18 protein-coding genes are annotated in these 22,390 nt (G+C 54.9%); 11 read left to right on the plus strand and 7 right to left on the minus strand.

The annotated features are described in order from the left end of the window. Positions 1-171 precede the first annotated feature (171 nt). The 4 genes from Q3981_RS00730 to Q3981_RS00745 form a co-directional block, all read right to left on the minus strand. Positions 172-1,902: an ABC transporter family substrate-binding protein gene (locus Q3981_RS00730; RefSeq protein WP_303122875.1), complete on the minus strand. Its 1,731-nt coding sequence runs from the start codon at positions 1,900-1,902 to the stop codon at positions 172-174. A gap of 71 nt (positions 1,903-1,973) precedes the next feature. After that, the gene (locus tag Q3981_RS00735) at positions 1,974-3,911 is read right to left on the minus strand and encodes an ABC transporter ATP-binding protein (RefSeq protein ID WP_303122877.1); all 1,938 of its coding nucleotides are present in this window, start codon (positions 3,909-3,911) and stop codon (positions 1,974-1,976) included. Further along, positions 3,908-4,768 (minus strand): ABC transporter permease, encoded by an 861-nt coding sequence (locus Q3981_RS00740; RefSeq protein WP_303122879.1) that lies wholly within the window; start codon positions 4,766-4,768, stop codon positions 3,908-3,910. The genes Q3981_RS00735 and Q3981_RS00740 overlap by 4 nt, the downstream gene beginning before the upstream one ends. After that, the gene (locus Q3981_RS00745) at positions 4,769-5,752 is read right to left on the minus strand and encodes an ABC transporter permease (RefSeq protein ID WP_204581594.1); all 984 of its coding nucleotides are present in this window, start codon (positions 5,750-5,752) and stop codon (positions 4,769-4,771) included. 307 nt (positions 5,753-6,059) lie between these two features. On the opposite strand from Q3981_RS00745, the gene dapB reads away from it, so the two are divergent. The 10 genes from dapB to Q3981_RS00795 all read left to right on the plus strand — a co-directional run bounded on the left by dapB (position 6,060) and on the right by Q3981_RS00795 (position 18,748). After that, positions 6,060-6,812: a 4-hydroxy-tetrahydrodipicolinate reductase gene (gene dapB, locus Q3981_RS00750; RefSeq protein WP_303122884.1), complete on the plus strand. Its 753-nt coding sequence runs from the start codon at positions 6,060-6,062 to the stop codon at positions 6,810-6,812. Beyond that, entirely contained in the window at positions 6,813-7,583 is a 771-nt protein-coding gene (thyX, locus tag Q3981_RS00755) for an FAD-dependent thymidylate synthase (protein WP_303122886.1), read from the plus strand. Positions 7,584-7,621: 38 nt separating this feature from the next. Continuing rightward, positions 7,622-8,527 (plus strand): 4-hydroxy-tetrahydrodipicolinate synthase, encoded by a 906-nt coding sequence (dapA, locus tag Q3981_RS00760; protein WP_303122888.1) that lies wholly within the window; start codon positions 7,622-7,624, stop codon positions 8,525-8,527. Beyond that, complete coding sequence (locus tag Q3981_RS00765) at positions 8,527-10,686, plus strand: ribonuclease J (RefSeq protein WP_303122890.1); 2,160 nt, start codon at positions 8,527-8,529, stop codon at positions 10,684-10,686. The genes dapA and Q3981_RS00765 overlap by 1 nt, the downstream gene beginning before the upstream one ends. A 657-nt stretch (positions 10,687-11,343) precedes the next feature. Beyond that, a complete protein-coding gene (locus Q3981_RS00770) occupies positions 11,344-14,466 on the plus strand; it encodes a DNA translocase FtsK (protein ID WP_303123034.1) in 3,123 nt (1,040 codons plus the stop codon). Positions 14,467-14,812: 346 nt separating this feature from the next. Continuing rightward, positions 14,813-15,835, plus strand: coding sequence for a TerC/Alx family metal homeostasis membrane protein (locus Q3981_RS00775; protein ID WP_046202209.1), 1,023 nt, complete (start codon positions 14,813-14,815; stop codon positions 15,833-15,835). Positions 15,836-15,985: 150 nt separating this feature from the next. Beyond that, positions 15,986-16,597 (plus strand): CDP-diacylglycerol--glycerol-3-phosphate 3-phosphatidyltransferase, encoded by a 612-nt coding sequence (pgsA, locus tag Q3981_RS00780; RefSeq protein WP_303123036.1) that lies wholly within the window; start codon positions 15,986-15,988, stop codon positions 16,595-16,597. Positions 16,598-16,704: 107 nt separating this feature from the next. After that, positions 16,705-17,247 carry a CinA family protein gene (locus Q3981_RS00785; protein WP_303123038.1) on the plus strand — a complete coding sequence of 181 codons (543 nt, stop codon included), beginning with the start codon at positions 16,705-16,707 and terminating at the stop codon, positions 17,245-17,247. A gap of 76 nt (positions 17,248-17,323) precedes the next feature. Further along, a complete protein-coding gene (locus Q3981_RS00790) occupies positions 17,324-17,734 on the plus strand; it encodes a helix-turn-helix domain-containing protein (RefSeq protein ID WP_303123040.1) in 411 nt (136 codons plus the stop codon). A gap of 102 nt (positions 17,735-17,836) precedes the next feature. Further along, on the plus strand, positions 17,837-18,748 hold the full coding sequence (locus tag Q3981_RS00795) for a PspA/IM30 family protein (protein WP_303122896.1): 912 nt from the start codon (positions 17,837-17,839) through the stop codon (positions 18,746-18,748). 62 nt (positions 18,749-18,810) lie between these two features. Here Q3981_RS00795 and Q3981_RS00800 read toward each other — a convergent pair whose 3' ends face one another. The 3 genes from Q3981_RS00800 to Q3981_RS00810 are packed head-to-tail and all read right to left on the minus strand — an operon-like array spanning position 18,811 to position 20,887. Next, positions 18,811-19,518, minus strand: a complete 708-nt coding sequence (locus Q3981_RS00800; protein WP_303122898.1) for an energy-coupling factor transporter transmembrane protein EcfT — start codon at positions 19,516-19,518, stop codon at positions 18,811-18,813. 5 nt (positions 19,519-19,523) lie between these two features. Beyond that, positions 19,524-20,252 carry an energy-coupling factor ABC transporter ATP-binding protein gene (locus Q3981_RS00805; protein ID WP_303122900.1) on the minus strand — a complete coding sequence of 243 codons (729 nt, stop codon included), beginning with the start codon at positions 20,250-20,252 and terminating at the stop codon, positions 19,524-19,526. Continuing rightward, positions 20,252-20,887, minus strand: a complete 636-nt coding sequence (locus Q3981_RS00810; RefSeq protein WP_303122902.1) for a biotin transporter BioY — start codon at positions 20,885-20,887, stop codon at positions 20,252-20,254. The genes Q3981_RS00805 and Q3981_RS00810 overlap by 1 nt, the downstream gene beginning before the upstream one ends. Before the next feature lie 343 nt (positions 20,888-21,230). Here Q3981_RS00810 and recA point away from each other — a divergent pair, with 343 nt between their 5' ends. Continuing rightward, the gene (gene recA, locus Q3981_RS00815) at positions 21,231-22,370 is read left to right on the plus strand and encodes a recombinase RecA (protein ID WP_221926722.1); all 1,140 of its coding nucleotides are present in this window, start codon (positions 21,231-21,233) and stop codon (positions 22,368-22,370) included. Positions 22,371-22,390 lie beyond the last annotated feature (20 nt).

The following is a 22,390-nucleotide window of genomic DNA, read 5'->3' on the forward strand; positions in this document are numbered from 1 at the left end:
ATATCACTGTTTCGCAGTTGGGCAGTACCCCGCTCGGCGCACAATGGTGGGAAGTGGACGCCGAAGCGGGTGGGGAAAACTGAGCAGCTCGTTACCCTCGGTGTCGTCATAGCACTCGTGCTGTAGGGGGCAGATTCGCACAGGCCCCAGCCCGAGTCCTACGACGAGCCCCTACTTCTTCTTCCACCCGATGTCCTGCAACTTGACACTGCCGAAGAACTTAGGACCAAAGTTAACGAGGTCCGGGTTAGCCGCAGTAATGGATGGCCCATTGGTCACCGGCATAATCCCGTACCGCGCGAACGCCTCTTTTTCGAGTTCATTGGCCCGACGGATTTGTTCATCTTCGGTCGGAAGTTTCTGCAGCTCATTAATCTTTTCATCCATCTCTGGGGTACCAGTTCCGGATCGATTCAGCTGAGAATCAGAGGCATAGGTCTGCTGGAAATACGCGACGCCATACGGGTCCGACTGGCTAAATCCCATCGGGAACATATCGAAGTCACGACGCGTAACAACGTCGGAAAACTCCGAGCTTGGCCGCTCCTGGATCGATAGTTGCACACCAATATCGGACATCATCTTTTGTGTTGCTTGGGCCGTTGCCCGGGAGAGGCTGTCATCGCCAAGCAGCACATATTTCAGCTGCAGTTTCTTACCGTCTTTCCTCCGGACACCGTCGGACCCAGGTTTCCACCCATCCTGTTCGAGTATCTGTTGCGCTTCGTCTTTATTGAACTTCACGACGGCACCGAAGTTGTCGTCATATCCCTTCTGACGGCTGAAGAGCTGGAACGAACCAGGCAGTTTCTCCGAATATCCCATGCCATTAAACCTGATGGTCGCGAGCTGTGACCGATCAATTCCCGTCATGACTGCTTTACGCACATTAATGTCGGAGAGAATATCTGACTTCGCATTGAGAGTGATCAGCGACGTAAACGGTGCGGCTCCGGTGCGAATGTCGACGAGCTTACCCATCTTTTCTGCTGTTTTGAGCCGCTCACGGCTACCGACTGAGGTCGCGTCGATTTCACCGGCACGCAAGGCATTGATCGAGGCCTGTGGTTCCATTTGCCGGAACGTAATGGAATCGAGTTTTCCTTTATCGCCCCACCACTTATCGTTCCGTTTGAAGACGACTTCGCCTTTTTTAAAGTTGACGTGGTCAACGGTGTAGGGCCCAGCGCCCCATTCCGGATGCAGAGTGCTTTTATATGCGTTATTGAACTTCTTCGCGTCCGACACTTGTGGAGGAAGCAGGATGTTGAATAGACCTTTCCACCAGGGATAAACCTGGGAGAACGTCACTACTGCTTGTTTATCGTTCTCACCGGGAGTAACAGATTCGATGAGTTCGTATCCATCGGTGGTGGAGGGGATGTAATCCTCATCAGTCCCGTTGTTTGCCTTCCACGTGTTTTCAAAAGCGCGCCAGTCAATCGGTGTGCCGTCGTTGTACACAGCACGCGGATTGATGGTGTAGGTCAGAACCGTTTTGCCAGAACTTGTGTCTTCCTTGATATCAGTCACATAGTCATGGTTCGGAGAGAATTCACCACGTGGGGTGTACATAGCCAATTGAGGGTTGTAATACGACCATATCGTGGTGGTGTACGCGGTACCGTCACCATGGAAAGGATTCTCTTGGGTCGTTAATTCGTCAATGGCTAAATTGAGATGCCCACCATCTTTTATTTGGTCTCGGCTCGTCGGTTTGTAGTCGGCAATTTGGTCATATCCTCGGTTAGAGCCTTCAGCGTCGTCGTTATAACCGCAGGCAGTCAGGGACATGCTTGATGTCGAAACAATCACGACGAGGGCCATGATGACCTTCGCGCGCACGCGCCGGTGTGCGTGTCGAACGGAGTGCCGCAGGGGCGCGAGTAAGGGGACGTTCACGGTTTTACCTTCCGACGAAGATCTGGCGGGTTGATGGATCACTCGATCACGATGCATGGCCACGACACTCACTACTTGGCATCCACAGTGTGGACGGATCGGTCGTGCGCTACGTGTGGATCCGGAATCGGGATAGCGGCCAACAGCTTTTTCGTATATGGGTGCTGGGGGTTGTCGAAAATGTCGTCGGTATTTCCCTGTTCGACGAACTCTCCTTGGTACATCACCGCGACACGATCGCTGATATGTCGAACGACGGACAGATCGTGGGCAACGAACAGATAGGAAAGTCCTAGCCGACGCTTGAGGTCGTCGAGAAGATTGATCATCCCGGCTTGAATTGAAACGTCGAGGGCTGAGACTGGCTCGTCCAGCACGATGAGCGCGGGATTTGTTGCCAAAGCGCGGGCAAGACCAATGCGTTGCCGCTGACCACCAGAGAATGCACTGGGGAAGCGGTCGATATGTGCCGCGTTGAGGCCAACAAGCTTCATCAACTCGGTCACGCGTTCGTTAACGTCCCCGTCGAAACCAAGGCTCTTTAATGGCTCGGTAATGATCTCGCGCACGGTCATGCGCGGGTTGAGAGAGCCCATAGGATCCTGGAAGACGATCTGTATATTCTGACGCGCCTTCAGTCGTGACTTCCGGGTGAAACGAGCCGCGGATTCTCCGCACAGTTCGATCGCAGTTCCTTCCGGCGGATTCAGATCCATGATCTCTAAGAGTGTGGTCGTTTTTCCGGATCCCGATTCGCCGACGATTGCAAAGCATTCGCCTTGTTTAATGTCGATATCGACGCCACGAACAGCGTGAACCGTACCGACCCGGCGCTTAACAAGGGCACCTTTGAGTAACGGAAACTCCTTGCGGAGGTTCGTCACAGACAACACTGTCGACCGTTCGCTCCGTGGCGTTCCGGCGAGAATATCATCGGCAAGGACAGGAGGCGGATACATCCTCGTATTGTCGATCATTTGATCAACAACCTCGTGGGAGCGGAAGCACGCTGTGTTGTGGTCCGGCTTATCGTCGAGGGGAATCGCGAGAGGCTCTTTCTCCCGACACTTGTCAATAACGACGGGGCAGCGGGCCGCGAAGGGGCATCCCTGCGGGAGATCGATCAGCATCGGCGGGTGCCCAGGAATAGTGGGAAGCGCTCCTCCCGCCTGTTTGTCTACGCGGGGAGTCGATTCCAGCAGCCCAATCGTGTACGGCATCTTTGGGTTGTGAAATATCGACGACACATCGGCGCGTTCCACGGGCCGGCCGGCATACATGACAAGCACGTCGTCGGCCGTTTCTGCGACGACGCCCATATCGTGCGTGATCATGATCGTCGCCGCACCTGTCTCCCTCTGCGCCACCTTGATCAGGTCCAGAATCTGCGCCTGGACGGTGACATCCAAAGCGGTGGTGGGCTCGTCGGCAATAAGTATGCGCGGATTATTCGCGATCGCAATGGCGATGACAACGCGCTGCCGCATACCACCGGAAAACTCATGAGGGAAGGCTTTTACACGCTTGTGTGGCTCGGGAATGCCGACCATATCGAGTAGCTCAATAGCGCGCTTCCAGGCGTCGGACTTTGACATGGAGGAATGGCACTGAATGGCCTCAACGATTTGTTCACCAACGTTGAACACCGGCGTCAGGGACGACAGCGGATCCTGAAAGATCATGCCGATGTCTTTCCCGCGGATGGCGCTCATGTCCTTATCGTTCATGCCGATGAGCTCGCGGCCATCAAGTTTGATTGACCCGGAAATCGCCGCCGAATCGGGCAACAGCCCCATGACCGCTAGAGAAGTGACAGATTTACCCGATCCGGATTCGCCGACAATCCCGAGAGTGCGTCCCGGGTAGAGGTCGAAATCAACACCGCGAGCGGCGTGAACAGTTCCCGCCTCGGAGGGGAAACGAATGGTGAGTTCACGGACGGAGAGAATAGGCTTTTCAGCTTTTTCGGTCGACCGCGTGTGAGTAGATGACAACGCTTCAGATGTCATGAGACATGTCCTCCAGCAGCAGAATAGGGATCCAGAGCATCGCGCAGGCCGTCAGCGATAAACGCCATGGAAATTGTCAGGAGTGTAAGAATCAGGGCCGGGAAGTAGAACTGCCACGGTGATGCGTCGACGGCTCCGGTACCGACTGTTAACAAAGTGCCCAGGGACACGTCGGGGAGCTTCACTCCTAGCCCGAGGAATGACAGGCCTGTTTCTGTCATCACCGTCGCGGGAACTCCGAGTGCAAATTGGATAATTAAGAGCGAACCAATATTAGGAATAAGGTGCCTAATCACGATGCGGGGAGTGTTGACACCCATATATTGGGCTGCTTTGACATAGTCATTCTGTTTGACTGATAACGCCATTGACCAAATGACGCGTGCGGGATAAATCCATCCGAAAATGATCAGAACTAATATCAATAGCTTCCAGTCTCCACCCGAACCAGACACTAGTAAAGCAATGATCAAGAAGGAGGGGATCGCCAACATAAAGTGAATGAAGGTCAGAATGATCTTTTCCGCGATGCCGCCCAAGAGTGCCGCGATACATCCGATGAGCGCGGAGAGAATCGACACACCGAGGGAGACTGTCACAGCGATGATGAGTGACCGTCCTAACCCGTGGATGGTCTGGGCGAAGAGGTCATTTCCTGAGTCTGAGGTCCCAAACCAGTGTTCAGCGCTCGGGGCAGAGGCGAGGTGGAGGAAATCCGGTTCCTCATAACTCCACTTCGAAATATAGGGTCCAAAAACCGAAGCGAAAACGAGAATAAGAAAACCAACGACGCCGATAAGGGCCAGTTTGTTTCGCGCGAAACGACGCGCGTATAAGGCAGTTTTATGCTGAGCCATTTAACTCACCCTTACCCGGGGATCTAAGATCACGACAGTTATATCTGCGAGAATTGCTGCCACTGCGGTCGTGAAAGCACCGAAGGCGGCAACGGCTACGGTTCCGTATATGTCATTGTGCGATAACGCCGTAATGAAATAATCGCCCATTCCTTGCCAGGCGAAAATCTTCTCGGTCATAATGGCGCCGGTGAAAATTCCTGGAATGGAGAACGCCACTGAGGTAGCCACCGGAATAATCGACGTCCGCAAGGCGTGTTTCCGGATAGCTTTACGCCGGGGCAGCCCTTTTGCCCGGGCTGTGCGGACATAGTCGGCGTTGAGGTTATCGAGGAGCAGTGAGCGCTGCATCATGTGATAGCCCGCGTAGCTCACCAACAAGAGTGAGAACGTCGGTAGAGCAACGTGCTGAAGAAAGTCGAGGAGCGTCGGAAAGAATCCGTGGACGCCATATTTCGATGCGCCGGTGACATAAAAAATTCGGGAACCAGTGATTCGGTTGACCCATAAACCAAAGGCCACCGTGATAATCGATGCAACAACGATGTGGAGGTTCATGGTGACAATCGAAATTCCTTGCCAAATACGATCGCCCATTTTGTATTGATTACTGGCGGTATATACACCGATAGCGACACCAATGATGACGGATAACACTGTTGCTAGCAGAAGGAGTTCTGCCGAGACCCAAATACGAAATGAAATCTGCTGGTTAACAGACTCGCCGAGGGGAGACTCTCCCCAGTCCCAGTGGAACAAGATATTTGATAACCATGTCCACCACCGCTCGAAAAGCGGGGTGTTATCAGAGAGATTTAGCGGCTGAAGTGTGCGTTGAATTTGATCCTCTGGCAGCGGAGGTCGTCTGCCAACATAGTTTGACTTGGGATCGAGGAATGCAGTCGCAAGGAAGAATGTGATGTTAGTGGCAATGAAGATGATGGCGAGCCATCCGCCTAGCTTCTTCACCAAATATTTCGTCATAGTCAGGGGCCTCATCGTCACGAAGACAAGCTTTACGCATTGAAATGTAAAACTGATTGATGACGAGGCGTTGCTAAATGTCGAAACAAAGAGGTTACAAAATGTTTCGGTTGTATTACGTCGCGGTCTCTATCAAGCTGAGCTGGAAGAACATGACTACAATTCGTGACGTTGATCGGGGCCATTCAAGAAGTGGGGCTACCGTCCGGGGGTAGTTCGATATTGTGCGAGAAGGGGTAGACTAACGCCGTTGCGGTGGCTGCGGCCACCTACATGACAGATATATCCACTAATGATGGGAGAAATAATGACTTCACCACTCAAAGTCGGTGTCATCGGTGCTTCGGGGAATGTAGGACAGACACTCGTTGCGGCATTGAAGGGGGAGTCAGACCTTGAACTCGTTGCTGCGGTGGACCACGACGATTCCTTGGATACGTTGGTTGAGTCTGGTGCAGAAATCGCCATCGATTTCACGTCACCCTCAGCTGTGATGGATAACGTTAAATTCCTCATTGACCATGGAATTCACGCAGTCGTCGGAACGACGGGGTGGACTGATGATCGTTATGACCAGGTCCGCGAATGGCTCAAGGATTCGCCCAAGACAGGCGTCTTAGTTGCCCCGAACTTTGCTATCTCCGCGGTATTAACGGAGAAATTAGCGGAAATAGCTGCGCCATATTTCGACTCTGCCGAAGTAGTAGAGATGCACCACCCAGGCAAGAAGGACGCGCCGTCGGGTACTGCTATTCACACGGCACAAACAATTGCTCAGTCGAGGGACAAGGCTGGGTGTGGCGACCAACCGGATGCTACCGAGCAAGCACTTGACGGAGCCCGTGGAGCGTCGGTAGACGGAATTCCTGTCCACGCCATCAGGATGAAAGGTGCCGTTGCACACGAAGCAGTTATTTTCGGCTCCCAGGGGCAGAGCTTGACTATCCGTCAAGATTCCTACGATCGCACCTCATTTGTTCCCGGTGTTTTCCTGGGAGTGCGTAAGGTGCCTGAACACCCAGGCTTAACCATCGGTTTGGATTCTTTCTTGGGGCTCTAAATGGCAACACCTAAGCCATGTGAAGTGTCTCTTATTGCCCATACGTCTTTCACTCTCCCCACGGGAATGGACTTGGGCTTTATTAAAGACTCTTCCGATGCGGATTCATTAGTCGAGTTTGCGGGCCGCGCCTGCTACGAAACATGGGATCGCCCCAACCCCCATACAGCGTCGAATGAAGCCTATATTCGGCACATCATGGAGGTAGGGCATACCGCTCTCCTTGAACATCCGACGGCGACGTTTTATATCCGGGGGCTGTCCCGGGGGTGTGCCCATGAATTTATGCGGCACCGTCACTTGTCGTTTTCTCAACTCTCACAGCGCTTCACGCCGGATGATGACATTGATGTCGTTGTTCCCGCAGAAATTGCGAAAGACAAACAGTTAACAGATTTGTTCCTCGAAGCGTGTGATGTGGCCAGAGATACCTTTTCGGAGCTACTGAGCAGCCTCGAGAAGAAAACTCCGGGCGGGGCGTCGGGACGCATGAATGCCCTCTTGCGTCAGAAGCAAGCGCGGCAAGCAGCACGGGCGATTTTGCCGTCGGCAACCGAAACTCGGTTGGTGGCCACAGGGAATTTTCGGACCTGGCGTCACTTTATCGGGATGAGAGCGACGGAAAATGCGGATCAAGAGATCCGGCACTTAGCTATTGCGATCTTGAAAGAGCTTCAGTCGGTGGCGCCTCATGCTTTCGGTGATTTTTCTGTGACCGAGCTCAGCGACGGGACCGAGGTCGCAACAAGCCCGTTTGTTAGTGAAAGCTAGTTGTTTGTGCCCGTGCCCCGCGGGTACCCTTGACCGATATGAGCACTGGTATTGCAACACGGGCCGGCGCCGAAACTTTCGGAACTATTGCCGTAGCAATGGTGACGCCCTTCGATAGCGACGGTCACGTCGATATATCCGCAGGGGTGTCGCTGGCTAAGCACCTCATTGATCAAGGGTGTGATTCCCTGGTTCTCGCTGGGACTACAGGCGAGTCCCCGACGACGACCGTCGAAGAGAAGTTGCGGTTGCTCAAGGCTGTTAAACAAGAGGTGGGAGAGTCCGCCCGTATTATCGCGGGGTCGGGAACAAACAATACGGCGACGAGTATCGAGTTATCTCGCGCTTCGGCAGAGGCTGGCGCGGATGGACTCCTCGTTGTGACTCCGTACTATTCGAAGCCAAGTCAAGAGGGCATTTATCAGCACTTTACGGCTGTTGCCGACGCTGTGAACGTGCCCGTCATGATTTATGACATCCCATCGCGTAGTGTTATTCCGGTTGCGAAGGAGACGCTGGCTCGTTTGTCCGAGCACCCGCGTATTGCAGCTGTTAAGGATGCGAAAGGGAATCTCGCAGAGGCCTTGGAGCTTATTCAGTCCACTGAATTGGCCTGGTATTCCGGAGACGATCCCATCAACCTTCCATGGTTGTCGGTTGGTGCAACGGGCCTTATCTCTGTCGTCGGACACATTGCTGCTCCCGTGCTGAGGAGAATGTACGACGCGTATGATTCCGGAGATCTCCCTGAAGCTCAGCGTTTATCAGCATCGTTGTCCCCGCTCTATCATGCGCAAGCACGACTCGGCGGGGTAAGTTTTGCCAAAGCAGCTCTGCACTTGCAGGGCATTAATGTAGGAGAACCTCGTTTGCCTCAAATTTCCCCCAGTCCGTCACAGCTCGATGAGCTTGCTGATGATATGCGAAAGGCTGGTGTTCTGTAGTGCCAGATAACCGCACTCGCGGTCGGCGATCGACGCGTAAGGCCGGGTCGCCTGATGTTGACGCAGCTCAGCGTCCAGAGTTCACAGAGCCGAAAGCCACTACACGTAATCAGTCCTCACCAACGTCTGATGGCAATCAAGGCCACGCCGACGGCAACAAAGGCAATGGACGTGATGGAAACCGCAACGGTTCATCGGGCCGATCGAACCGTGGTGGCAATAACAAGCACGGTGGCGGCAACGGTAATAAAGGCCGCAACAACCGTGGTAGCAACAATAAAAACGACAATGGCCGCTCAGAGCGCGGCGGTTCCCGGAACTCGAATAAGAACGGGAAAAACAATCGCCCCAATAAACGAGGCCGTGACCGCAACAGGGGACACAACAAGAATCGCTCTGTCGTGAAATCCATGCAGGGAGCTGACCTCACTCAGCGTCTGCCTGAGCCCCCCAAGGCACCAAAAGACGGTCTGCGCATCGTCGCTTTGGGTGGTATTTCCGAAATCGGCCGCAACATGACCGTTTTCGAGTACCACAACCGGCTTCTCATCATTGACTGTGGCGTTCTTTTCCCAAGTTCCGACGAACCCGGCGTCGATCTGATTCTTCCTGATTTTTCCTATCTGGAAGACAAGATGGATCGTGTCGAGGCGCTGGTCGTTACTCACGGCCACGAGGACCACATTGGTGCGATCCCGTGGTTGCTGAAACTGCGGTCTGATATTCCTATCGTGGCCTCACGTTTTACGTGTGCTTTGATTGCGGCGAAATGCCGTGAGCACCATCAGCACCCGAAGCTGATCGAAGTTAATGAGACCTCCCACGAGAAATATGGTCCGTTTGACCTGCGTTTCTGGAATGTGAACCACTCCATTCCGGATTGTCTTGGTATTGCGCTGAAGACAGGGGCTGGGCTTCTGATTCACACGGGTGATATCAAGCTCGACCAGACTCCGACGGGTGGCCGCCCCACCGATTTGCCGGCATTGTCCCGGTTCGGTGATGAGGGCGTGGACATCATGCTGGCGGATTCGACGAACTCCGCGACGCCTGGTTTCTCCGGGTCGGAGGCTGATGTGGCCCCGACGCTGAAACGTCTCGTTGCCGAAGCGAAGCAGCGCGTCATTATCGCGTCGTTCGCGTCGAACGTGTACCGTGTCCAAGCCGCAGTGGATGCAGCCGTTGCGGCGGGTAGGAAAGTTGCGTTCAATGGCCGGTCAATGATCCGCAATATGCAAATTGCGGAAGAGATGGGCTATTTGGACGTTCCACGAAACACCATTGTTTCTATGGACGACGCCGCGAAGATGGCTCCGCATAAGGTTCTGCTCGTCACGACGGGTACGCAGGGCGAGCCTATGGCTGCATTGTCCCGTATGGCACGGCGTGAACACCGCCAGATCACCGTCCGCGATGGTGACCTTATTGTTCTGTCGTCGTCACTGGTGCCGGGCAATGAAGAGGCCGTCTTCGGCGTGATCAACATGCTGTCCCAGATCGGCGCCCACGTGGTGACCAGTAAAGACGCTAAGGTCCACACCTCGGGCCACGGGTTCGCCGGTGAGCTGTTGTTCTTGTACAACGCAGCCCGCCCGAAGAACTTCATGCCTGTGCATGGTGAGTGGCGTCACCTGAGGGCCAATAAGCAACTGGCTATCTCGACGGGTGTTCGTGAAGATAACACCGTGCTGGCACAAAATGGCGTCGTTGTTGACCTCGTGGATAAACACGCCGACGTTGTTGGACAGATCCCTGTCGGAAACCTCTACGTCGATGGTGTCACCATGGGCGACGTGAACGCCGAGGTTCTGGAAGACCGCGCCCAGATGGGCGAGGGCGGCGTCATCTCTGTCACCGTCGTGATCGATAACCGGACGGGCATGGCGTTGGAGAAGCCTCGCGTTGTGGCATCCGGCTTCTCGGACGAGTCGCGCGAGATGATGCATGAGGTCGAGGATCTCGTCGATAACACCTTGCTTGATTTGTCGGGTGAGGGCGAAAACGATCCTTACCGAATGGCTCAGCAGATCAAGCGGCGGATCACCAAGTTTGTGGGCGAGAAGTGGCGCAGGAAGCCATTTGTTGTCCCGACGGTCGTTCCTATGACATCCGACGAGCCGTTGGTGTCCGACGTGACGGGTACACGCGAATCGCTGTGACGTAGGCACTACCTCATAGCCTGAGAGTCCTGGTCCCATGAAATTGGGGTCAGGACTTTTTCATTATGAGGCGCGCGGTGGGCGGCCACACAGCAGCCATCTAAACGCCCTGCGTAGGTTAATAATGTGAATGATGTGATCTGAGAGTCTAAAGTGGCATGCATGACTGCCCCTCGGAAAACCAGTACACGTAACCGGAAGACTCACCCTGCGAGTTCTACGCGTGCACGGTCCCGGAGGGGTGCGCCAGCATCGAGACCACGAGGGGGATCCCGACCCGCTAACCGCGGCGAGGAGCTGATTCCTACCCAGGAATTCGAGCGCACAGGCAGCGCGTTTTCGGCCGTGGGCTCTGGCCTGGCCGGTTTTTTCAGTAGTACAGCGCGGGGCTTGGGAAGTCTGACCCGCAAAGTCGCTTCCGTTCGAGGACCACAAGGCAGTATCCGAGGATCGAATGATGACGATCTCTTCGACGATAGTGCCGACGGTAACAATGCTTCGGACGATCGCAACCCTGATAGTCATCACCAGAGCCTTGACCGGGAACCGCGACGCGGCAGGAGCCGGTTCCGTCGGACGTCTAGGGCGTCGGAGCCATCAGACCGGCATACAGCCGATAGTGAAGAGAATGTTGACGATTATTCCGAAGGAGAAAACGTGTCGTCGGGGGGACATAGGCGCGGTGGCAGCACCCGACGGAGCGCATCCTCCGCACAGCGCGGCCTCATGGATGAGAGCGTCGACCAGGATCGTGACGCCTACGCCGACGATGCCGGAGTAGTAATTGGCGGCGGGTACGACACCCCCGCCTTGATCGTCGCCGCCCTCGGCCTCATCACCGCTGGATCACTGTGGTTCGGGATTGGCGGTCCAGTGGGTGGTGCCCTGTCCACCGGCCTCATGATGGTCGTCGGTGCAGCTGCGTACCTGGTTCCCGTTGCTCTGTTTTTCGTTGCTTGGGCATTGATGGTTGGCGTGACCGTCCGCCAAGTGAATCATTATCGGTCCGGGGGAGCACTGGCACTGCTGTTGATTGCGATGCTGGGACTCGCCCACCTTTTCGCGGGCCAACCGGCGACATGGGCAGGGCGGAGCCACGCAGGCGGTGCCATAGGTCTGTTCTCGGGAACGCCGTTGGCAACCGGATTCTCGGTGTGGCTTGCTGTGCCGATTTTGCTCCTTATTATCGTCTGGTCGGCGATCACACTTGCTGGAACGACCATCAAAGATACGGCTCATGCTGTGTCCGACTGGATGGGCTTCCGATGGGGCAGGGGAGGATACGACGACGCTTCGTACGACTCCTATGGCCCCGACGAGTATGACGAATCTGGATATGACATCGACGCCGAGTATGAGGGTGCCGGCTATGACGATGGCTCTGGAGTCAATCGTCGGTATGCCCGCTCTGACCGCGACCTGACTCCTTACGATTCTGGGCGCAGGCATTACCCTGCACGCAATGTGCCTTCCGATCCTCGGGTACACAGAGATGGGCAACCGCTCATCGTCGGGGAGGGTGCGCAGAAGTCCTCTTCCCACGCGATTATCGACGACGGCTCCGGGTTTGACGATGACGAGCTGCCGTCGGGCGCTCAGCAGTACGGCTCGTATGGCAATACGCCGATGGATAACTATCCCTTGGATGAAGACGCTGCGCCGACGCGAGTGTTCTCATCGGGGTCGGGGGCTAGTGATCGTGGCCGCTCTTCCCGCAATTCGTCAGGTAGAAGGCCTGCGCCGACGCTGGACGATCAGCCCACCGACGTTGACATCGCCGGTTTCCATGGTGGGATGCCGACGTCCGTAGACGCTGCACAGCAACGAGATGTCACCCAGCAACGAGATAATAACGTCAACAACACGCGGGTTGACGCCTCTCTCACCGAGGATAACGATGTTTCATCCGCGGCGAATGAGGGTTCGCCTCAATCGTCGGCAGTGAAAGTCAATGCTGCGGGCGAAGGCGCACCTGAGCTGGTTGACGATGGCGACGGTGAACACGGCGAAAGCAGTACGGACGCGGTCAGTGCTAGTCGTGAGGCGATGCGGCGGGCAATTGTCGCACGCTCGGGTATTGATGCGGCACGTAAAGCACCGGGGAAAAAGCAATCGCAGCGTGCTTCGGCGGCGTCGAAGTCAGCTTCGGGGAGCCAAGACCGCAGCACTGCCGCATCGTCATCGGATGCGGGGTATCACTACGAACTGCCAAGTGCGGATCTGCTCATCCCGGGCAAAGCGGCGAAGACTCGGACTGAAGCCAATGACCGGATGATTGCTGCGATCTCGGAGACCTTCTCGGAGTTTAAGGTCAATGCGAAGGTCACCGGTTACTCGCGTGGGCCGACAGTGACGCGGTATGAGGTTGAGCTCGGGCCGGGCGTCAAGGTATCCAAGATTACGAACCTGCAGTCCAACCTGGCTTATGCGGCAGCGACGGACAACGTGCGTCTTCTCACCCCGATCCCCGGCAAGTCTGCAGTGGGGATTGAGGTGCCGAACGCCGATCGTGAAATGGTTCGGCTCTCTGATGTCCTGCACGCCCCGGAGGTCATGCAGAACACTGATCCGATGCTGATCGGGTTGGGTAAAGATATCGAAGGCGATTTCGTCGCCCACTCGATCGCGAAGATGCCTCACTTGCTGGTGGCTGGTGCTACCGGTTCAGGTAAGTCTGCGTTCGTGAACTCCATGCTGGTCTCCTTGCTGACACGCGCGACGCCGGAGGACGTCCGTCTGATCCTGGTGGATCCGAAGATGGTGGAACTCACGCCGTATGAGGGAGTACCGCACCTCATCACTCCAATCATCACTCAGCCCAAGAAGGCTGCGAGCGCGCTGCAGTGGTTGGTTGATGAAATGGAACAGCGCTATATGGATATGAAGTCCGCCGGTGTCCGGCACATCAAGGACTTCAACCGCAAGGTGGAGACGGGCGAGTACACGGCTCCGCTAGGCTCTGAACGCGAAGTCAAGCCTTACCCCTTTATCGTTTGCGTGGTCGACGAGCTTGCTGATCTGATGATGACGGCTCCGAAAGAGATTGAGGACTCGATTGTCCGGATCACTCAGAAAGCTCGTGCCGCGGGTATCCACCTAGTATTGGCGACGCAGCGCCCGTCGGTCGACGTTGTGACCGGGTTGATTAAGACGAACGTTCCCTCGCGCTTGGCCTTCGCGACCTCGTCGCTGACGGACTCGCGAGTCATCCTTGACCAAGGTGGGGCTGAAAAGCTCATTGGCATGGGCGATGGCCTCTTTATCCCTCAAGGTGCGGGCAAGCCGATGCGTATCCAGGGTGCGTTTGTCACTGACACTGAGGTGCAGGCCGTCGTCGATGCGGCGAAAGCCCAGCGTGAGCCGGAATACGATCCCAAGGTTGTCGAACAGGCTGAATCCTCGAAGAAGAAGATTGACGAGGACATTGGCGACGATCTCGAGGACCTGTTGCAAGCCGTCGAGATCGTTGTGACCAGCCAGTATGGCTCGACATCGATGTTGCAGCGCAAGCTTCGCGTGGGATTTGCTCGGGCTGGTCGCTTGATGGATTTGATGGAGTCGCGCGGAATTGTTGGCCCGTCAGAAGGGTCGAAAGCGCGTGAGGTGTTGGTGAAACCGGAGGAGCTGGACACCATTTTGTGGATGATTAAGGGTGCTGATCCTGCTGAGGCACCTAAGGAAGATCCGAGTGACAACGGGGAAGCCGACACTGCACCGGGTGGAGCGTCGGCCTCAACGACAAAGGTAGTTAGCGCCAACCCGTCGAGCGGCATCGTCTGATTGGGTACTCCTTTCTCCTGGCTCCGCGGTGCTGTCTTGGCTGGTCACGCCCCATGATCGTGGTTTTTACACATGCTTCATGTACCCTCTAGTAGCTGGAGGGGAGTATCCCCGTCGCGTTGGTGTCGTCAACACGGTGCCTGTGTTCGTGTGGAGTATGTGAGTAGGTGAACGAGCACAGCAGCACCCGGTATCAACGGCTAGGCCGATCATGATCAGCCGAGGGCACACGGCTTTCTGTGTAAGGCAGAAGGTGGTGCGTCCGCGTGGTTGTCAACGATCGATGGTGTGGTGAGCCTAGTGGGAAAGACCTCCGGTCCTTGGTAATGACGACCGGAGGTATTTAATGCATGTAGATGGGTTAACGTGGGCGATCACAATCGTCGTCCTCGTTGGAATTTTGTTGGTCGATTTCGTCGGGCACGTCCGGCGGGACCACACGCCCAGCATGAAAGAAGCTGGCTTGTGGTTGGGCATGTACGTTGGTCTGGCTACGATATTTGGGATTTTCTTGTGGGTGTCCTGGCCGGCTCCGGGGGATCCGCACAAGCACGGGCTTGAGTTTTTCTCTGGCTACTTCACTGAGCTGAGTCTGAGTATCGATAATCTCTTCATCTTCGCCCTAATCATCAGCTCGTTTAAAGTCCCGCGAGAGTTGCAACAAAAAGTACTCGCGTATGGCATCGCGCTGGCGATCGTCTTTCGCGGTATCTTCATCGCTTTGGGTGCTGCGGCGATTAATGCGTGGTCGGATATCTTCTATTTATTCGGTATCTTCATGCTGTACACGGCCATCAAACTGGTGGTCGACGAAGTCCGCGACGCGCCAGAAACCGATGTTGATGACATGTTCGTGGTTCGGACGCTCCGCCGTTTTGTCCCGGTGTCATCCGAGTTCGTTGGCCACAAAATGGTGGCAAAAGTCGACGGCAAGCGCATGGTCACGCCGATGCTGCTGGCACTGGTGACCCTCGGTGCTATTGACCTTCTCTTTGCCCTGGACTCCATTCCCGCGATCTATGGCTTGACCCAGGAACCCTACATCGTGTTCACGACCAACGTCTTTGCGCTCATGGGGCTTCGTCAGATGTACTTTTTGCTCGACGGCCTCTTGGAGCGTCTGGTCTATCTTCCCTATGGCCTGGGCGTCATCCTCGGCTTTATTGGCGTGAAACTCCTGTTCCACGCCTTGGAGGAGAACAATCTGCCCTTTATTAATGGCGGTGAGGATGTCCACGTTCCAGAAATCTCGACAGTTTTGTCATTGGGTGTCATCGTCGTTACGCTGACCGTGACCGTGGTAGCAAGCGTTATTAAGGATCGCCGCGATCGTGAGGCCGGAGGTATCTCCGTCCGTAATCGCATGTGAGGTCCGTCGAACGATACGGGTGGCTGCTAACCAATTTTGGTGATAAAACGGTTTCATCGTTGTAGTAAGCGGTAAGGTTTAAGTGTGAACGCGTCAGACGACAAGGCTCATGGGCCGACGGTTTCGGAAGCTGCGAGTGACAACCACGAGGTGAGTGACTATACGCAGCCAGCTCCACGTCACACGCAAGAAAGCGCAAAGCTGCTGAACATTGCCAACGTTCTCACGGTCATCCGCATCGTCTTTATCCCGGTTTTCGTATGGCTCCTTCTCTGGAACGGGGGAGAGTCAGCTGCATCGCGTTGGCTGGCCTTGCTCATGTTCATCGCGCTCATGGTCACCGACTTTGTCGACGGACGACTAGCCAGATCACGTAACCTCATCACCGACTTTGGCAAGATTGCGGATCCCATTGCCGACAAAGCGCTGATGATCTCTGCACTGGTGGGGCTAAATATCATCGGCCATCTCTGGTGGTGGGTGACATGTCTGATCGTGATCCGCGAGATTGGTATCACTCTGTGGAGAATGGCGATGCTTCACCGCGGGCTCGTGGTTCCCGCGTCTAAGGGCGGAAAGCTGAAGACGGCGCTACAGTCGCTAGCCGTCAGCTTGTTCCTCATGCCTTTGCCGGGATGGACCGACTGGCTCACCGGTATCGTCATGGCCGCTGCCGTCATCGTCACCGTGGTGACCGGAATTCAATATTTGCTCGATTCGCGGCAATCACGAGCAGCATCATCTGCGACGACGTCGGCGTAGTCGCGCGATGTTCGTAGTCATCCACTAGTGGATGGAAAGAAGTGGTCCAGGTGCCAAATTCTGCGCCTCATAGCGCTATTGAGTTCGCTCGCCCTACTGATGATGAGCTGTCTGAGGCCGCACGACGCGTCGTCCATGGTTTTTCGTCGTCGGGAGTGACTATTGCGTGTGCAGAATCGTTAACAGCCGGTTTGTTGAGTGCGACGGTGGCTACTGTGCCCGGCGCTTCAGCCGTCTTACGTGGTGGCGTCGTCGTGTATGCGACAGAGCTCAAAGCGAGTCTTGGCGGGGTTCCCCGTGACGTCCTCGATACCGACGGGGCAGTGGCACCAACCACCGCGAGGTACTTAGCCGCTCATGTTCGTGAGGCATGTGGGGCAACACTTGGGGTCGCCTTGACAGGCGTCGCTGGGCCAGAGCCTCAAGAGGGTAAGCCGGTGGGACAAGTATTCATCGGCATCGCAGATGGCACAAAAGCCACGGCACAGCTTGCTGGTAATGTGCTTTTTCGCCACAATTATGCAGATAAACAAGCTACGTCGGATATCCTTATCGGTGGAGATCGCGAGACCATTCGACGCTTGTCTGTATCCGCGGCGTTATCTTCGTGCAGCGACTGGTTAGCGGAATTCGATGTCGATGGAAAATAGTGTCGACGGAAAACAGCGTCGATAGAAAATAGCAATGATGGGAACAAAAGTGGGCAAAGATTCGTTACACACAGTGATGAGAACTCAGACCACCGTTCTAGATAATCCTGCTCTTTTTCCGCACCATCAATCACAGGGCAATAGCCCCGTTCTTAGCCACGACCGTGAGACCCCTCTCGACGGCACTATTGGTTCGTCGGCAGGAACACCTGAGCCTCTCCTGCGTGAGACGTTGGGTGAGGCGCTCCGAGCTTTCCGTGTTCGTGCGTCGATGACGCTCAGAGAGCTATCGGATGTTGCGTCGGTGAGCCCCGGTTACCTGTCAGAGATTGAACGTGGCCGTAAAGAAGTGTCGTCTGAACTCTTAGCCTCGGTTTGTCATGCTCTTGGAGTCCGCGTTTCAGATGTTCTTCTGGAGTGCATTAGCATTATGGCCCTGGAGGCGGAAGCAGTTGATTTCAGGCACGAGCTCGACGCCACCGTGTAGTAGTCACCCACGTGCTCTGTGCCATCCTTGTTGTTCATCCACGTTGTTATTGTCAGCATCGGTTGCTGAGCAGCTCTGCGTAGAAAGGTCCCGGTTTTCACGATGGCGAACCCGTTTTCAAAAGGGTGGAAGTACTTGATGGCTCTCTTCGACAACAAGATCGAAGAGAAAGCTGATCCTAAAGTACAAATTGAGCAGTCCATTCAGGCTGCGAAGGAACAACACCAGGAACTGTCGAAACAGGCCGCAGCTGTCATTGGCAACCAGCGTCAACTGGAAATGAAACTTAACCGACAGCTGGCAGAAGTGGAAAAGCTGCAGGGCAATACCCGCCAGGCTCTGTCTTTAGCGGACAAGGCCCGGAGCGAAGGCAATTCATCGAAGGCCGTTGAATACGAAAACGCCGCGGAAGCTTTTGCTGCTCAATTGGTAACGACGGAGCAGTCAGTAGAAGACCTCAAACAGCTCCATGATCAGGCTTTACAGCAAGCTAAGCAGGCCAAGGCCGCGGTCGAGCGCAATGCGATGGCCTTGAAGCAGAAGACTGATGAGCGCACAAAGCTCTTGAGCCAGCTAGAGCAGGCTAAGATGCAGGAGAAGGTTGCCGATTCTATCTCCTCGATGAACAAGCTCACCGCTAACGACGACTCGCCGAACCTGGACCAGGTGCGAGACAAGATCGAGAAGCGTTACTCAAATGCGTTGGGACGGGCTGAACTGGCGGAGAATTCAGTCGAAAACCGCATGGTAGAGGTGCAGCAGGCCAGCGTGCAGATGGCAGGGCACTCTCGCTTGGAAGAAATTCGTGCGTCGATGAATAACGGTGGGCGCTCTGGGGCTAATGCTGACCGCAGCATTGCCGGTTCCTCTCAGCGTTCGCTGGAACAGTCCCCCCAGAACGGTAGCGATATTGATAATTCCGTCCATGGTGAATTTACTCGCTCTTCCCAGGGGGACGATGTCTCGCAGGATGCAGTGGCTGAGAAGCTGCGGCAGTTGCGCGAAGGAAACTAGCCTGCCATAGCTATGTTGACAAGCGCGGTAGTGAGGGGGTCGCTACCGCGCTTTTTCAGTGCTTACTCCTGAGAGTCATACTCGGTCGCCGTCGGATCCCAGTCATCAAATCCGCGGCTTTCTAAGGCTTCTCCCATTGCTTCGGCACGTCGAATCGAATGGATAATCACAGGAAGAGCGAAAGCGCGCAGTCCCCGTGAGGATCGAGCACGGCGAGCTTCAATGACCACGCGGATGTTCTCCATCTGAAGAGGTATCAGGCGAATAGTGATGGCAATGGCCACGCTGATTGCGTTCACAGGGACGTGAAAACGCGCAAGGGGGCGGAGAGCGCGGTCAAGCGACTCGATCATGTCGCCGATTCGCGTTGTCAGAGTCAAAATTAATGCCAGAGCTACGCTGACCAACAATGATGTTGCCAGTGACAGAGCCGACCACCATCCCGCGCTCCAAGCCTGAAATACGGTGATAAACGCAAGAACAGGGATCACGGGCAATAGCTGCGATGCTGCGACGCTGAGTGGTATGCGGGCGAGGGCAAAAACACCGACGGTCACGAGGATTTCAATTCCGAGAAGCGCTAGGCCGAGTGTGGTGACGTGGCTCCCTATCGTCCGTGACAGGACTGTGATGATTACCACCATGACCATAATGAATACGATCTTCGTGGTGGGTTTAAGCCGGTGGGCGACGGTATTTTTATCAACATAGTGGCCGAGAGGCATAGTCAACCACTGTCGGGGAGTACGAGAATTACTCTTGTTCTTCATTTTTGTCAGGCTTGGTCCCTAGCGCGCATTGCTTCCTCGTATGTTCGACACACCTCATTCGCGGGCCCATCCGCCCGGATACGCCCACCGTCGATCCAGAGCGCACGGTCGTAATCGGACACAAAATCTAAGTCGTGGGTAGCGACAATTAGTTGTTGGGGGAGGCTATCGAACAAGCGTCCAAGTTTAAGCCTGTTGGATAGATCAAGAAGCGTTGTTGGTTCGTCGGCAATAATTGTCAGTGGTTGCCCAATGAGCACCGCAGCCAGTGCCAGCATTTGCTTTTCGCCACCGGATAACCGATACGGCGATGCCTGCGCACGTTTATCCAATCCAAACCGGCTGAGCATCGCCATGACGCGATCGTTCTTTTCACGACGAGAAAGGCGATGGCCATCTACGCGCATGTTTCGTAAAGAAAACTCGATATCTTCGTACACCGTCGGCATCAGTATTTGATTTTCAGCGTCGGAGAAAACAAACCCCACCTTTTTTCTGACATCGCGGCCGTCGGTCTGGGGATTGAGCCCGTTAACGGTGACTGTTCCGTGATCCGGCGTTCCCAACCCGTTAATCATGCGCACGAAGGTGGATTTTCCGGATCCATTTGCTCCGATAATGGCTATTCGTCGTTCCGAAAGCTTAACGGAAATGTCATTGAGAATTGTGCGTTCATCAAAAGCCACTGTGACATTGTCGAACTGAATAATGGGTGGGGTGAGGGATGAATTCATTAGCGAGGTTCGGGTAGTAAACGAGGGAAAGCAGCCGCGACTCCCGAAGCGATGAGTCCGACAACAATCATCTTCACCAGGTCGGGGCCAATGAAGGCGAGTTGGCTTGTCAATGCTGCCTTCAGGCTAAAGCCTTTGATGACAACCATCCATATAGCGCCGAAAAAGTACTGGACGAAAATTCCGAGCACGCTGACAATGACAAAGAGAATTGTTTGGAGCGGCCGACGACGCGGAGTTATTTCTGCGATCGCCCCACATACCCATGCCGAAATCAGGTAACCAATAACATATCCGCCGCTAACGCCAGCAAAAGCCGACAGTGCAGATCGCCCACCCGCAAGTACCGGTAGACCGATAAGGCCAAGGATAAGCACAAGCCCGATGGCAGCTGTTCCGCGACGGCGTCCGAGAATCATTCCCGCCATAATCGCGATTGCGTTCTGCATGACAATAGGAACGCCGGCCACTCCTATCGGGATAGAGACGAAGGCCATGGCAATGAAGAGTGCGGCAAAGACTGCTACATATGCGACGTCCCGGCTCGACCATGAAGATCGGCGTGATGATTGCTGGTGGGGAGCAGAGGTGGAGGTAGAACCAGCGTTATGTGTTTTATCACCCATAGCTGACATCGTAATAAAAAGTATGGCTAACACTAGTATTGCTCAAGGAATGAACGTCGATAGTGGAGCGCGGCCAATAGCTAGACGCCGGGTGGCGGCGTTTTGAATCGAACATACGTTTGCGTATGATGAAGAGCGGTGTTGCCGTGTCCGACGCCAGAATATTCTCTATCTTGGAACCAGAACCGGAGTAACATCGTCTATTCCGTGTGATGAGGGCAGTCGTGCTGGTTTGAGAACGTATTGTGCTGTGACCAGGTGAATGGCTGTCATCAGGTACATGTTGTGTTGTTAGGTCAGGTTGCTAGATACCAGCGGTAGTGCTCTGACTTCGATGAAGGATTGGTGGACAATGGCAGGTAAAACTGCAACGAAAAAGAAAACAAATCAGAGTAGTGGCGACGGACGCCTGAAAGCCCTCGACACGGCTTTAGCGAAGATCGAGAAAGATTTTGGTAAAGGCGCGGTCATGCGTTTGGGGGATGATAAGCGTCCTCCGATTAGCTCGATCTCATCAGGCAACATTGCGATTAACGTTGCGTTAGGGATTGGCGGATTCCCCCGTGGCCGCGTTGTAGAAATTTACGGCCCAGAATCGTCAGGTAAGACCACAGTTGCTCTTCATGCGATTGCTGAAGCTCAAAAAGACGGTGGCATTGCTGCTTTTATCGACGCTGAGCACGCCTTGGATCCTGAATATGCCCGTAAGCTCGGGGTCGATACCGACGCGCTGCTTGTTGCGCAGCCGGACACAGGTGAGCAGGCTTTGGAGATTGCCGACATGCTCATCCGGTCGGGCGCTTTAGCCATCATTGTCATCGACTCGGTGGCTGCACTAACCCCGAAGGCGGAAATTGATGGCGAGATGGGCGATAGTCATGTGGGGCTTCAGGCTCGGTTGATGAGCCAGGCTCTTCGAAAGATGACAGGCGCGCTGTCTCAGTCGGGCACAACCGCCATCTTCATCAACCAGCTGCGTGAAAAAATCGGTGTGATGTTTGGGTCGCCCGAAACCACCACCGGTGGTAAGGCGCTCAAGTTCTACGCTTCCGTTCGCTGTGATATTCGCCGTATTCAGGCTCTGAAAGATGGCCAAGACGTCATTGGTAACCGGACGCGACTAAAAGTTGTCAAGAACAAGGTGTCGCCGCCGTTCAAGGTTTCCGAGTTCGACATCCTCTATGGCGAAGGTATTTCGCGAGAGGGCTCGATTATCGACCTGGGTGTTGACTACGGCATCATCAAGAAATCAGGCTCCTGGTACACCTATGAAGGCGAACAGCTCGGCCAGGGTAAAGAAAAGGTCCGCGATTATCTCAAGAATAATAGTGACCTCGCCGGGACTATCGAAGATAAAATCATGAGGGCCGCCAAGGTCGGGCCGTACGCGAATGTCACTGATGATGATGCGGCGGAATCAGAAAGCACCAGCTCTGATGACGATCCGATCGATGTCGTCCCGAATGTGGACTTCGATGACGACGACGAATAAATGTGAAAGGGCTAAATTAG

It is taken from the genome of Corynebacterium sp. (genome assembly GCF_030530965.1).
Lineage (GTDB): Bacteria > Actinomycetota > Actinomycetes > Mycobacteriales > Mycobacteriaceae > Corynebacterium.

Coding starts and splice junctions, on each gene's coding strand:
- Q3981_RS00735 (WP_303122877.1), bottom strand. CDS start 3,911: ATGACATCTGAAGCGTTGTCATCTACTCACACGCGGTCGACCGAAAAA.
- Q3981_RS00740 (WP_303122879.1), bottom strand. CDS start 4,768: ATGGCTCAGCATAAAACTGCCTTATACGCGCGTCGTTTCGCGCGAAAC.
- Q3981_RS00745 (WP_204581594.1), bottom strand. CDS start 5,752: ATGACGAAATATTTGGTGAAGAAGCTAGGCGGATGGCTCGCCATCATC.
- dapB (WP_303122884.1), top strand. CDS start 6,060: ATGACTTCACCACTCAAAGTCGGTGTCATCGGTGCTTCGGGGAATGTA.
- thyX (WP_303122886.1), top strand. CDS start 6,813: ATGGCAACACCTAAGCCATGTGAAGTGTCTCTTATTGCCCATACGTCT.
- dapA (WP_303122888.1), top strand. CDS start 7,622: ATGAGCACTGGTATTGCAACACGGGCCGGCGCCGAAACTTTCGGAACT.
- Q3981_RS00775 (WP_046202209.1), top strand. CDS start 14,813: ATGCATGTAGATGGGTTAACGTGGGCGATCACAATCGTCGTCCTCGTT.
- Q3981_RS00790 (WP_303123040.1), top strand. CDS start 17,324: ATGAGAACTCAGACCACCGTTCTAGATAATCCTGCTCTTTTTCCGCAC.
- Q3981_RS00795 (WP_303122896.1), top strand. CDS start 17,837: ATGGCGAACCCGTTTTCAAAAGGGTGGAAGTACTTGATGGCTCTCTTC.
- Q3981_RS00800 (WP_303122898.1), bottom strand. CDS start 19,518: ATGAAGAACAAGAGTAATTCTCGTACTCCCCGACAGTGGTTGACTATG.
- Q3981_RS00805 (WP_303122900.1), bottom strand. CDS start 20,252: ATGAATTCATCCCTCACCCCACCCATTATTCAGTTCGACAATGTCACA.
- Q3981_RS00810 (WP_303122902.1), bottom strand. CDS start 20,887: ATGTCAGCTATGGGTGATAAAACACATAACGCTGGTTCTACCTCCACC.
- recA (WP_221926722.1), top strand. CDS start 21,231: ATGGCAGGTAAAACTGCAACGAAAAAGAAAACAAATCAGAGTAGTGGC.